At 44.9% G+C, this 13,756-nt stretch carries 9 protein-coding genes; 4 read left to right on the top strand and 5 right to left on the bottom strand.

Going from position 1 to position 13,756, the window contains the following annotated elements; translation table 11 throughout:
* Positions 1-2: 2 nt before the first annotated feature.
* The 3 genes from Q0590_RS04400 to Q0590_RS04390 form a co-directional block, all read right to left on the bottom strand.
* A complete protein-coding gene (locus Q0590_RS04400) occupies positions 3-3,422 on the bottom strand; it encodes a SusC/RagA family TonB-linked outer membrane protein (protein ID WP_366970305.1) in 3,420 nt (1,139 codons plus the stop codon).
* A gap of 170 nt (positions 3,423-3,592) precedes the next feature.
* Positions 3,593-4,633 carry a FecR family protein gene (locus Q0590_RS04395; RefSeq protein ID WP_302036261.1) on the bottom strand — a complete coding sequence of 347 codons (1,041 nt, stop codon included), beginning with the start codon at positions 4,631-4,633 and terminating at the stop codon, positions 3,593-3,595.
* Positions 4,634-4,982: 349 nt separating this feature from the next.
* Positions 4,983-5,627: an RNA polymerase sigma-70 factor gene (locus Q0590_RS04390; protein ID WP_302036260.1), complete on the bottom strand. Its 645-nt coding sequence runs from the start codon at positions 5,625-5,627 to the stop codon at positions 4,983-4,985.
* A gap of 547 nt (positions 5,628-6,174) precedes the next feature.
* On the opposite strand from Q0590_RS04390, the gene Q0590_RS04385 reads away from it, so the two are divergent.
* The 4 genes from Q0590_RS04385 to Q0590_RS04370 all read left to right on the top strand — a co-directional run bounded on the left by Q0590_RS04385 (position 6,175) and on the right by Q0590_RS04370 (position 12,150).
* The gene (locus tag Q0590_RS04385; RefSeq protein WP_302036259.1) at positions 6,175-7,560 is read left to right on the top strand and encodes an FAD-binding oxidoreductase; all 1,386 of its coding nucleotides are present in this window, start codon (positions 6,175-6,177) and stop codon (positions 7,558-7,560) included.
* Positions 7,561-7,649: 89 nt separating this feature from the next.
* Complete coding sequence (locus tag Q0590_RS04380; RefSeq protein WP_302036258.1) at positions 7,650-8,546, top strand: SDR family oxidoreductase; 897 nt, start codon at positions 7,650-7,652, stop codon at positions 8,544-8,546.
* 188 nt (positions 8,547-8,734) lie between these two features.
* Positions 8,735-9,265: a VOC family protein gene (locus Q0590_RS04375; protein ID WP_302036257.1), complete on the top strand. Its 531-nt coding sequence runs from the start codon at positions 8,735-8,737 to the stop codon at positions 9,263-9,265.
* Positions 9,266-9,708: 443 nt separating this feature from the next.
* Positions 9,709-12,150 (top strand): TonB-dependent receptor, encoded by a 2,442-nt coding sequence (locus tag Q0590_RS04370; RefSeq protein ID WP_302036256.1) that lies wholly within the window; start codon positions 9,709-9,711, stop codon positions 12,148-12,150.
* A gap of 301 nt (positions 12,151-12,451) precedes the next feature.
* Here the strand turns inward: Q0590_RS04370 and Q0590_RS04365 are convergent, their stop codons facing one another.
* Together Q0590_RS04365 and Q0590_RS04360 are read right to left on the bottom strand one after the other, a co-directional pair.
* Positions 12,452-12,991, bottom strand: coding sequence for a DinB family protein (locus Q0590_RS04365; protein ID WP_302036255.1), 540 nt, complete (start codon positions 12,989-12,991; stop codon positions 12,452-12,454).
* 174 nt (positions 12,992-13,165) lie between these two features.
* Complete coding sequence (locus Q0590_RS04360) at positions 13,166-13,519, bottom strand: EthD family reductase (protein ID WP_302036254.1); 354 nt, start codon at positions 13,517-13,519, stop codon at positions 13,166-13,168.
* Positions 13,520-13,756: the final 237 nt, after the last annotated feature.

The raw sequence follows: 13,756 nt of genomic DNA, 5'->3' as shown, positions 1-13,756 counted from the left end.
ATTTAAAAGTTTACACGGGCGCCAACAGAAAATACTCTCGGAATAGGATAGGTTTCATCGTCGTTGTTCAACTCAGTGCCACCACGTACACTGGCATCGGGGTTACCCCCAGGGTATTTGGTGAACAAGAAAACATTGGCTGCGTTAACGAACACTCTTGCATCACTAATAACAGAGGTAAACTTCGGCAGGTTGTACCCAAAAGTGATGTTCCGTACCCACATATGGCTGGCATCGTAGATGTACCGCTCGCTGCTTTCCCGTGACCATTTAAAATAGTTAGTGCCCCCCTGGGAATTTTTAGCATTCGGGTTAGAACCAGGATTTTCAGGTGAACGCCAGCGGTCTTTGGCTTTATCTAATACATTAAATACGCCATCCATATTCATAGTAGACGCTTCAATATTCCGGTATATATCATAATCGTGAGCACCCATCAGCAAAATACTAATGTCGAACCGCTTGTAGTCGGCGGCAAACGTCCAGCCCCAGGTAAAGGCAGGATTTGGGTTGCCAATTTCTACCATGTCTTTGGTATCGTAGGTAACTTCGCCATTGCCATCGGCATCCCAGAATTTCATGCCACCAGGAATTACCCCATCTTGCTTGGGCGAGGCATTTATTTCTTCCTGCGTGTTAAAGATGCCTAATTTTTTATAGCCATAGATCATCCCGATAGGCCGGCCCACTTTCTGTACATTGTAGCCACCATAGAAACTACCATACCACAGCATATCATTTTCGCCTTTAATAGCTAGGATTTTGCTACGGTTGAATGAAATATTGGGACTGGTGCGGAAGTTTACCTGGCCAATTCTCAGCCGATAGTCTGCCGCCAGTTCAACACCCTTATTTTCTACTTTTCCGATGTTAGCCAGGCTGACAGTAAACCCTGAAACAGATGGAATAGAGATTGGCAGCAGCATGTCATTGGTGATCTTGTCATAATACTCAGCTGTAAAGGTTAGCGAGTTATTGAATACCGTTAAGTCTAAACCCAGGTCCAGTTGATTGGATTTTTCCCACTCCAGCGTTGAATTGGCAAATGAACTTACCACCCGGCCTGGAGCAATGGCATTGCCCAGAATGTAGTTGCTGGTATTCATAAACGCCAGGTGGGAGTAGTTTCCAATATCGTTATTACCGGTCATACCCCAGCTGGCCCGCAGTTTCAGATCGTCGAGCCAGGTAAATTTGGGAATAAAGGATTCCTCGGAAACCCGCCAGCCCAAAGATACAGCCGGGAAGTTTCCATATTTGTTTACTTTTCCAAACCGGGAGCTTCCTTCCCGGCGCATAGATGCCGAGAACAAATACTTCTCTTTGAATGAATAATTTATCCGGCCCAGGTAAGCTAATAAGGTCCAGCCATACTCATAGGAATTAGAAGAACGGATAATAGCGGAACCTAAAAATGGTACCAGGTCATCGGGATAGGTATTGCCGGAACCTGAAACGCCTCTTACTTTTTCCTCCTGCGCCGTATAACCAACCATTACATCAAAATGATGGTTTTCACCTAGTTCTGGTGTGTAGGTCAACAACTGGTCGGCAGACAGGTTGGATAATTGTTCCGTAGTTTCACTGCCAAATGCTAACCGTGGCGGGAATCCATTCAGCGGCGTACCAATGGTAGAAGGAACATATTCTTTCCAGGTATTATAGTTTAGTTTGGCATTGGCAGATGTTCTGAATTTTAGCCCTTTTAAAAGAGTTAGTTCTACATACACATTGGATAACACTTCCGCAATGTTTCTTTTCCGGATAGCATTGTTTAATACATATACTGGGTTAGGAAAACCAAATACCCCATCTACCCCTCCAATGTATGGCCTCAGGTTGCCCTGTTCGTCATATATGGGTTCTCTGGGGTCCATCAGCAAGGTAGATCCTATTAAAGCACTGCGTCCGGCAACAGATTCATCTAAGCTAGCCAGATTTTTTTTCGAGTAGGTGCCGTTCAGGTTAAACCCTACCCGGATAAACTTGTTTACATCGCCGCCTATATTGGCCCGGGCAGAAATACGGTCGTAATCAGTTTTGATAACTGACCCTTGTTCTTTGTAATAGCCTAAGGATAACAAAGTTTTGATAGGGCCTCTGCCGGCTGCAAGCGTCATATTTATGTCTTTATAGGGAGCATTGTCGTGCAGAATAGCATCGTACCAGTCGGTGGAATGCTGGGTTTGCTCAGGAAAGCGGTAGCTGGCTGGTACTTCTTCTATGGCAGGTTCCCTGTTCTGGAAGTAGCGGATATTATCCATAAATACTTCTTTCTTAAACTGGGCAAATTCTACTCCATTCAATACATTTACCCGGCGCGATTGCGGAATGTTCTGGATTCCATAATCTACTGAGAAGTTCAGATTTACTCTATCGGCCTGGGCATTTTTAGTAGTAATTAAAACTACTCCATTGGAACCTCTGGCTCCATAAATGGCAGTAGAAGCGGCATCTTTCAGTACCGTAATGGTTTCAATATCGTTGGGATTCAGGTTCTGCCCTATATTGTTGCCTACCGGAAAGCCATCAATTACATACAAAGGGTCGCTTCCTGCTCCCAATGAACCAATACCGCGTACCCGGACCTGAAACTGGCCTCCGGGCGCTCCATGGTTCTGCCGCACCGTAACCCCAGCCGCCTGTCCTTGAAGTAATCTGTTTAAATTCGAAGCAGGTACTTCGCCAATGTCTTTCATGTTAATATTGGATACTGCCGAGGTAATGTCCCGCTTCCGCTGGGTACCATAGCCTACAACCACTACTTCTTCCAGAGATTTAATATCGGCGGCCAGTGTTACATCTATGGTAGCCTGGGCACCAATAGCTACTTCTTTGGTCATAAAGCCGATGTAGGAAAAAACTAAGGAGCCTCCCTCATCGGGTACAGAGATCGTAAATTTTCCATCTATATCCGTAGAGGTTCCGGTGGTTGTTCCTTTTAGCAGCACACTTACCCCCGGCAGCCCTTCACCTTCTTCCGAAGTTACGCGGCCGGTAATATTTCTTTCTGGAGTAATTAGCAGGGAAGTTTGCATTTTAGCTGCTTTGCCAGCCGGTAGTTTTTTAATACTGATGTTGTTATTAAACTGGCGGAAATCAATACCAGACTGGGAAGAAATCAGCAGTAATATTTTTTCTACGCTTAGCTTACTCTTGGGCAGGGTAAATTTATCTTGCAGGTATTCATCATTGGCATGGAAGATAAATACATACTCCGTAATAGATTCCAGTTTTTTAAATACCTCTAGCAGGTCTTCGTTAGTAAACTCTACTTCTACTACCACATCTTTCATTTTCGGAGAGTTTTGCCCATTGGTCTCCGAAGCCAGTACCAGATTCAGTAGCAGGCACTGGCACAACATCCCGATACACGCATATTTGGACAACATAAGCAGTTGTTGTATAATCTTAATTTTCATACTTTTGGGGAGTTTATTTCAGATAAAAGATAAACTATACCTGGGTATAAAATAGCTCTAGCGCCAACTGTCCCTATTTTTACCCAGGTTTATTTTTTAAGGTGTAGCCATGGTAAGGCTTGAGTGTTTGATGTGTTTGTGTTAGGTCATAGGCTTAGGGGTTAAGTGTATCAAGGGTTAGGTGTATCGAAAAGAAAGGTCAGTTGTTTGCCAGCTAACTGGTAAGAGAAACTGCGGCCGAAACGGATGTTTTCCAGAACCGATGTTAGGGCCTCATTCTTAAATTTTCCGGTAAGTTTCCAGTCATTGGGCGGGGTGCCTGTAACGGTAACTTCCACTCCATACCACCGCCTGATTTTGCTTGTTACTTCTTCAAAAGAATCGCCGTCGAACAGCAAAATGCCTTGCTTCCAGGCCATTACCTGGTCCTGATCAACTTTGTATTTACTGGATTGATTCATCTGTTTGTTGTAGTGAATACCCATGCCTTCCCGCAGGCTAAAGGCAATGCCCGCCGTACCTACCTGTGGCGACTTTACCTGCACTTTGCCTGTCAGAAGGGCTACCTGAATGGTGCTATCTTCCGGATAGGCCTGTATATTAAAAGACGTACCAAGGGCAGTCGTAGAAACCTTGCCTGATTTTACAATGAATGGTTTGCTGGCATTTTTCTTTACTTCAAAATAGCCTTCTCCTTCCAGAACTATGGTACGGGTGTTACCTTCAAAATTAGCCGCATACTGTATTTTACTATCGGCGTTGAGCCAGGCCAGGGAACCATCGGGTAAGGTAATTTTCAGCTTTTGCCCGATGGCACTTTTCTTTTCTGTATAGACAACCTGCGTTTTCTCCGGTTTGTGTGCCGGAGTAGCCATATAGAAGAAAATAAGCAGTGGAAGGCCAATAATGAACAGCACAATGGCTGCTACTCTGGTATAATACGTAAGTAACGAAGGGGCAGGAGCTGGGTGTAGGTGCTGGGGTGTTGGGTCTGTTTGTAAAGCTTTGGCCCATATCTGGTTGCTTAGCTGTCCGGCATTGGGTAGGGGAGGTTCGGGGGTTCTTTCCTGCCACAGCTGCTGCATGTGTTCAAACACCTGCCTGTTTTCGTCAGAGGCTGCTAGCCATTGAGCCAGTATACTGGCTTCTTCCCTGGTGGCTTCGCCAGTAAGAACCAACCGGATTATTTCATCAATATCTTTTTCTTGCATACAATTAAGCGCCTTACTGCACAAGTATGCCTAACCCAGGTAAACTCTCTGTTCGTTGCATACTTATTGGCCTGCTAGACTAAAAACTCCTGACAGTTACAAAACCCCCAATTGTTTATAAAAAATATTTTTTAAATGCTATATGCTTTAGCATCTAGTGTGGTTAAAGAGATTTAAAAAGAGAGAATACAAAGAATGGTACAGCTTTTATTCTATGCTTTACCTGTGGCTATCTTAGGTAGATTTTTACTTATGCCCAGGCAAGACTCCTGATCGGATTGGTGCGCAGCATGCATATAGTATCTGATGATTAATTGGAAAAGAGTAGATAACAAAAAAATATTCCTAACTAAACAAGGGTGCAAAGCACACAAAGAAAGATTAGGTTCTGGGGAATTTTTTCCAGCACCGTCTTTACCTTTTTGCCATTCAGGTAAAAGGATACTGATTTGCGGATTTCTTTGATGGCAATATCCAGATGATTCTCTACCGTTTTAGGGGTAATATCCAGTAAAGCGGCCACCTCTTTGTATTTCAGGCCATCGTCTTTAATGAGCTTATAGATCATTTTCCGGCGGGGTGGCAGGTTTTCGACTGTCTGGTGAATAAGGTTGCGGAGTTCATCATCCAGCAATAATCTCTCGGGGTTTACCTGTTCACTCTGTAGTAATACCCCTTCCGGATCTACGGCATGAAAAGACATTCTGGAGGAAGTATGTTTGATAAAACTTAATGCCTGGTTCTTTACTGATAAAAACAGGTATCCTTCAAAGTTTTCAATGGTGGGTAACGTAGTCCGCCGTTTTAGCAGCCGGATCAATACCTCTGATACAATATCTTCTGCCTGTTGCTTGGACGGCACAAAAAGTAAGGCAAACCTGATCAGCTTTGTATAATATAAAGAGAAAAAAGTATTGAATGCTTCCTTGTCATCGTATTCGGCTATACGGTGAAGCAACTCTTTGACATAGGCTTTCTTGGCTTCTATACTCATCAGAAAAAAATAATACAAACAACTTATCAACAGGAAAGACTGATTTGGCAATCAAAATAGAAGTCTGAACATTTATGCAAGGTAAACTACTAATTAAATTAAAGAAAAGAAAGACTAAGTATGAAATTATGTTGGTTTTTTTGGATAAAGCCAATGAAAAATTAACAACTGAATCATATATACTCACGTTCGGTGAGTATGGGCAAATGCAACCATAGTCGCCGTTACATGCACCTTTGCTTTTCCGCCTTCTTCTATATACGGGGTAAAGCAGACTGGCATTGCTGAGTAAAAAGGCAAATGCTACATATGTTATAATTCCTGAGACATATGTACTAACCCCCCTGAGGTTTTAAGCAGTAGATTTGATTAGCCGCATGTTGTCCGCCTGCTTGTTTATTTCAACACATTTTACCCTGTTCCTGTCAGGAAACAACATACAGCCGTATTTCTATACCAGCAATGCCTGCCTTATTTTTTGCGGGTCACCCCAACAGCTATGGAGAGTGTATGTTAGTTATCTGCCACCACTTAAACGTTAGGTAATATGATTGCTCACGAAACACACACAGCTTCCGGTTTTTATTCTCCCGAAGCATTCATGGCTTTTAGAACGGCTGTTCAAGGGCCCATACTTTTACCCGATGCCGCAGGCTATGACCAGGCCCGCAAAGTCTGGAATGCGATGATTGACCGCCGGCCTTGCCTCATTGTGCAATGCATTAATACAGCTGATGTGGTACACGCGGTAAACTTTGCCCGGACGCAGCAATTGCCAGTAGCCATCCGGGGTGGTGCCCATAATGCAGCAGGCTTAGCTGTATGCGACAATGGGCTGGTAATCGATCTGTCGTTGATGAAGGAGATTGTAGTAGATCCTGCTACGATGACAGCCCGGGCACAAGGCGGTGTATTGTGGGGAGAGTTTGACCAGGCAACCCAACAGCATGGCCTGGCTACCACAGGTGGCGTGGTTACCACTACTGGCATTGCCGGACTTACGCTCGGCGGTGGCATCGGCTGGCTTATGGGAAAATATGGCCTCAGTTGTGATAATCTGCTTTCGGTAGAAATAGTTACCGCCGATGGACAGGTACGCACAGCCAGCCGAACACAGAACGAAGATCTTTTCTGGGCGGTTCGCGGGGCAGGTGGCAACTTTGGCGTGGTTACTTCTTTTGAGTACCAGCTACACCGGGTAGGAAAGGTGCTTGGCGGCATGGTGCTCCATCCAATAAGCCGTGCTAAAGAAGTGCTTCAGTTTTACCGCGAATTTACAGCCACTGCACCAGATGAGCTTACCACCTATGCTGGTGCCCTTACTTCGCCCGACGGCCATCCTATGCTTGCAATAGTGCTTTGTTATTGCGGAGCTGATATGGAAGAAGGCGAACGGCTGATAGCCCCGGTACGGCAATTTGGCCCACCTATGGTAGATATGCTCCGTCCTATGCCCTACCTGGAGCAACAAACACTTTTTGATGCGGCAGCTCCGCATGGGTTGCAAAGCTATTGGAAAGCTAATCAGCTGGATGGTCTTACGGATGAAGCCATTGATACCTTTGTAAAATATGTAAGCCCTATTAGCTCTCCGCGTACAGCTGTGCTCATCGAGCATCACCATGGAGCCATGAGCCGTGTAGATCCTGAGGCAACTGCTTTCCGTCACCGGGAAGAATGTTATGACCTGGTTATTCTTTCTCTCTGGACAGATCCCAAAGATTCACCTACCCATGTCCGCTGGACCCGCGAATTTTTTGAAGCCATGAAGCCTTTTTACCGGCATGGAGTCTACGTTAATGCACTGAGCGACGATGAAGGAAACGACCGGGTACGGGCAGCTTATGGAGTAAATTATGATCGGCTGGTGGAGCTTAAGCGGTTATACGATCCGGCTAATTTGTTCCGCATTAATAATAACATAGTGCCTTAGCCCTTCCTTTCTCCTGACATAATACATAGGATTTACCTGCCTGGCCCGAATATAGAAATTCAATTTATCTACCTTAACCCTTATCATCAATGGCTATTATATTAATTACAGGCTGTAGTACAGGCATTGGCCTGGCTACAGCAGAGTTACTTGCCAGGCATGGGCACACCGTATATGCCACCATGCGTACCCCTCAACATTCTCCCTATTTGCAGGAGTTGGCCATTAAAGAAAATCTTCCGCTCACCGTACTCCCGATGGATGTAGATACGGATGCATCGGTAGAAAAGGCTATACAGCAGGTGTTAGACAAAGAAGATTGCATTGACGTATTGGTGAATAATGCAGGTATTGGCCCACTCTCTCCTCTAGAAGATACACCTATGGATGTATTCAGAGCAACTATGGAAACCAACTACTTTGGTACGCTCCGTTGCATAAAAGCCGTGCTGCCTGCTATGCGGGAGAGAAAAAGCGGTTGCATCATTAATATATCTTCGGTTGCAGGTAAAATATTTAGCAATTTTCATTCACACTATAGTGCCTCCAAAGCAGCCGTAGAGGCGTTGAGCGAATCACTAGGGCAGGAAGTTAAACCTTTTGGTATCCGGGTAGCTATTGTCGAGCCCGGGGTTATCGAAACGCCTATCCTGGAAAAAATGAAATCTGCCGATGAGCACTCCAATTACCCCAATATCTCCAGGTTCAGAGCCTTTTTTGCCGCTTCTAAAGAAAACCACGTATCCCCAATGGTAGTAGCCGAAGTGATTAGAAATATCATCGAAAGTGATACCACCCAGCTAAGACATACCGCCGGCCCCGATGCGTTGCCATTGCTAGGCTGGAGGAGTTCGCTAACCGATGAAGACTGGATAAACTCCGTGATGGTAGATGAACAGACCTGGGCAGCCGGAATGAAAGAAGGCTTGCATTTAGAGGTAATGCCGTATATGCCTAAACAGCCGCAGGCTGCTGTGCTCTCTTAACTTTCTCTAACAGTCGTATGACTTAGTGCTCATAGAAAGCAAGCGGTGTATACTCATTTGCATTTTATGAGCACTGATTGAAAGGGTGTTCTTCCAGGAATTACCTTATACATCCGGCATTTCCGGAAGCTATCGCATTGCCATAATCAACAGGTTTACCCCTTATCTATACAAAAGCAAGTTACGCCATGCAAACACAAACACAATCATCACCCGCCACAGGGAATACTTTATTTGGAAAGCAATTTGCCCAGGTGGCCTGGGTAGTACCAGATATTGAAGCTACCGCCAAGTTCTTTCAGGAAAGTATGGGGATTCCAACATTTTTTAAGATGCGGAATTTACGTGCGCAAGAGCTAGCCGGAACTTATAAGGGACAGCCGGCCGATTTTGAGTTCCATCTATACCTCGCTTACTCCGGAGACTCGATGCTGGAACTAATACAGCCTGTTTCCGGCAATAGCATGTATCAGGATTTTCTGGCTACTCAACCCAAAGGCGGTGTACAGCACATAGCCTATGTGGTGGCAGAAGCAGATTTTGACGAAGCCGTTTCACAAATGGCTAACCGAGGATTTCCGGTACTTCAAGGCTTGCACCTGCCAGTAGCAAAGGCTGCCTATTTTGATACGTATGCACAGATAGGGGTAGTTACCGAAGTAATTGGTATTACTCAGGCTGGCGTTGAGTTTGTAGAACAGCTGAAGCGTGGAGAGTAGTAAGCTAGAAAACTGTCTGCTACACTTCTCTTGCGGGTGTAGCAGGCAATAAAGGTAAAGTCTCTTGCGTGATGTTACATTTGTATAAATAATTGAAACATACGTACTAACCCCCATACCTACGCTATTCTTATCTTTATAAGACAGTACACTCACGTCCGTTTTCCGGACACTAAAACATACAATTCTCTTTGGGAAAACATCAAGCTTTTCCTTTCAACCATAAGCCCTACATAATAATTTTTCTTAGCAAACCTGGAAGTCGCCAATAATCTGGCCCTTTGTGGAATAGATGTCTTCTGTTGGAGAAGACAAATGGTGGCATTTCACAGATCAGTAAAAGCCGCTTGTTCTGTTGCTTCATAGCATGTAAGCCAGAAGGCTACTGATTTTTAGGGTTGCTACATTTTCGTTTTGTTCCGGTCATTTTACCTGCCATTCCTATGCATACCTTTACTAGATCCTGTTTCCTGCTGTTGTGTTTGGTAATCTTCTGCTGGATGCCTTTTTACGGATATGCCCAGCTTAGCGGAAAAGTAGAAGGAGAGGGCAAGCCCCTGCCTTTTGCTAATGTGCTGTTGCTGTCGGCCAAAGATTCATCCCTGGTAAAGGGAATGGTCACCAACGAGGTAGGGCTGTACACTCTGGAAGATATACCCCAGGGCAGATACTTAGTAATGGCTTCACTGGTGGGCTACAAAAAAACGTATTCTGTACCCTTTACCATTATTAGCAACCACGATAAGGTAAATCAGCAGGCCTTAGTGCTGGTGCCCGAAACCTATGAACTGAAAGAAGTAGCTGTTAAGGCGGCTAAGCCTATTTTTGAACAGCAGATGGATAAACTAGTAGTGAATGTGCAAAGTATTATTACAGCGGCCGGAAGCACCGTACTGGATGTGCTAGGGCGTTCGCCAGGGATTAGTGTAAATCAGCAAAGTAATAGTCTTTCCATGAGTGGCAAAGATGGGGTGAATGTACTCATTAATGGTAAACCTACCAGGATCCCTATGGCGGCTGTGCTTCAGATGCTGAGTGGTATGCAGGCAAGCAATGTGGAAAAGATAGAACTGATTACAACTCCTTCAGCGGGCTATGATGCCGAAGGAAATGCCGGAGTAATTAATATTGTGCTTAAAAAGAATACGGAATACGGTACAAATGGCTCAATGGCTTTAACGATGGGCTATGGGGCTTTTGAAAAGCCGGGGGCAAATGTCAGCTTTAACCACCGTACTTCCAAACTCAACTTCTACGGCGACTATTCCTTCCTGTGGAATCATTTACGGCAGCAGTTTTACAACTACCGGGAAGTAACTTATCAAGGCCAGTTCACGCAGACCGAGGGCAGTAGCAAGCGTGAACCCTATGCCATAAGCCATACAGCCAAGCTGGGGTTCGATTATTCCATTGGTCCGCGTACAACCCTCAGCGGACTGATTTCCGGCTTCAGCAATAAATATAAAATTACCGAAGATGTGCATACAGCTATCTGGAAAAATCGGGCAGCTGCTACGGCTATTGATGTACATCACTGGGAAGTAAATCTCTGGCGTCACCTGATGGGGAATCTGAATTTCCGTCACTCCTTTGCGCATGATCAGGAAATAAACCTTGATCTGGACTATTTGCTCTATGATAACGATAACCCGCATACCTATACAAACAACTTTCAGCATATTGCCGAAAACACAACGCAACAAAACGAGCTGACTATGAGTAAGCAGACACCTATTCGCCTGTGGGTAGGCAAAGCAGACTATTTTAAAACCTTTAGCAGCAAAACTAAACTCGAAGCTGGAGTAAAAGCCACGATTTCCTGGCTGGAGAATGATGTTCTGGTAAGGCAGTCTCAAGAGGGAGAATGGATAACAGATCCGGATTTCAGTGGTCAGATGGACATGCCCGAAGATATAGCTGCTGCATATGTAACTATGAATCACCAGGTAAATGCTAAAACTAAGCTACAAACAGGGGTACGCTACGAATATACCCGTACGGATCTGGGTACCCTTGAAAAACCCGACCTGATCAGGCGGCGGTATGGTAACTTTTTCCCCAGTGTCTTCATTGCCCGCGATTTACGGAAAGGAAGCAGCTTACAACTTTCATACGGACGGCGCATTACCAGGCCTACCTATAATAATCTGGCTCCTTTTGTATACTTTACCGATCCGAGTACCTTTTTCTCCGGCAATATTTACCTGTTACCTGCCATTACCGATGCCCTGCTGGCAAACTACCGGTTTAAAGAAAGTTACCTGATTAGCCTGGGCTACAGCTACGACAAGCATACTATTATTCCCTGGCAGGTGCATGTAGACCCCCAGACAAACAAGCAGTATGCCCGTGCCGAAAACCTGAAGAATTCGCATACCTATTCACTAACATTCTCTTTTCCCTTCCGCATAAGCCACTGGTGGCAGATGCAGTACAACCTGTTAGGAACATGGCAGCAAAACAATACCACCTACAATGGGGCAAACGTGCAGGTGCAAGCTGGCTATGGACGGATAAATGCTACCCACACTTTTACTTTGCCTGCCGATTTTACTCTGGAATTGACCGGTTTTTACCAGACACGTAGCCTTATGGGAATAGCCTACATGAAAGCTTTAGGGACATTTAATGCTGGCTTACAGAAAAAATTACGGAATGAAGGCGGCACCCTCCGGCTCACCATAGACGATGTATTCTGGACTCAACGCTTCTATATGGTTAACGACCAGCCAAGCCTGAATTTGCATCACCGCTTTCTCGGGCTTTTCAGTGAACCCCGTGTGGTGCGGTTTACCTACTCGCGTAACTTTGGCAGCAAAACGGTGAAGGCTGTTAACCGCCGGGCTACCGGTTCGGATGAAGAGCGTAAACGGGTAGGAAATTAAAGTTTTTTTTGCAAATAATTACTTGAGATTTACGCTCAAACCTGTTAGGTTTTCAAAATCTAACAGGTTTCTACTTGGGTAATCATTCCCTGTAAAAGCTATAAAGTGAGTACTAGTGAACTGGAGGATAGATATATTTTAGCGTTGGTACTATACCGATAGTGCCGGGAGCAATGATACCTATAGTATCAGCTATACACTCACGAAAACTTTGCCTAACCAGCTTGTAACTGTCGGAAATTCGGTTGCCCTCATCTTGAAGGTTTATAGCAACTGTTGTGCTAGCAAACTTTTTCGATACCTATTGAAACTCCCAGTATTTGGGTGGTGTGATTCCTTTTAGCCGCAAATACACCAGAAGTTGTGCCCGGTGGTGAGTGACATGATCGGCTAGTAATAGCAGGAACTGACGCCGGGTACGGGTAAACTTGTCGTAGCTGCCGGTTTCGTCCAGCTTAGCCGGATCGAAAGAAGCAAGCAGCGTAGTTGTCCGTGCGAATTCCCGGTTTACTATGTCAAGTAGTTCTTTTTTGGAACGGCCTTCTGCCTTAAATTCATCCCAGCGGGGTTTGTATTCCTGCCCGTCAGCCTTGCTGAATGCATGCCAGTCAATAATAACGGCAATATGCATAAGTTGCTGGGCAAAAGTCATTTCTTCGGGTGTAGGCTTAAAGGTGTACGCACTTTCCGGCATTGCTTCGGCCACCGTAAGCATGTATTGGCGGGAGGTTTCCCAGCGTTCAGCAAAATCTCTTAGAAAACTATCTGTTTGAGCAAAAAGGGTGTGGCTGTTGGTAACAAGTAAGAGCAGGAAACCAGCAAAACGGGTTAGGCTATTCATCGGATAAAAGTGGAGGTGTAAAAAGTTCAGACCTGAATATAGGTATAAGCCAGTACACAAAAAAATGCGGGTGAACATAGCCGGAAATACCTGCCGGATAAAAAATGGTCCACCCGCAAATACAAAAAAACAGGCTGTAGTAAAGTTGTGCCTGTATATAACAAGGGAGTTAAGCTATGTAGCAACTGCTGCCATAGGCATAGGCATTTCTATAGGTTCAACTACCTGGGATATCAGCATTTGTGCTTGTATATTAGTATAATTAGCTATATCAGCTATCAATTCTTCCCCATGTGTAGCCATCGCTTTTTGCAGACTTTCTATAGAATCGAAGCTGAGGCTACCAATTAGCCAGTAAGGTGGCAGGGTACCAGGTGCCGCTCCTGACAAGCCTTCTTCCAGATCTACACGGAGTAATCCCAGAGGTGTTAAACGATTTTTAACCAAGGGAATATGGGTGGTTAGGTAGTAGTTCATATCAAAGTGGCTACCTTCGGTATTGGGGTAAAGTACAGTTATGCGTATCATAGAGATTAAGGGGGAGAAGTTAGCAGAAAGTAATTAATGAAGAGCCTGGCAGTACCACCCGCTGGGAAGGTGGCTTTCTTTCAATCAGAAAACAGCTTATATCTAACCTAAATCTACTAAAATCAAACACCGGTGTGTTAGCACAGATGTCTCAAAGGTTGTTGCTACGGTCACATTTAGTATCTACTTTTTTAAATCAGAACGAGGGGAAGATGGTCTGTTCATCAACAGCAAGGC

This window comes from Rhodocytophaga aerolata (assembly GCF_030503435.1).
Classification (GTDB): Bacteria; Bacteroidota; Bacteroidia; order Cytophagales; family 172606-1; genus Rhodocytophaga; species Rhodocytophaga aerolata.
The sequence above is the reverse complement of the archived record's forward strand: the minus strand, read 5'-3'. Positions and strand labels throughout refer to the sequence as shown.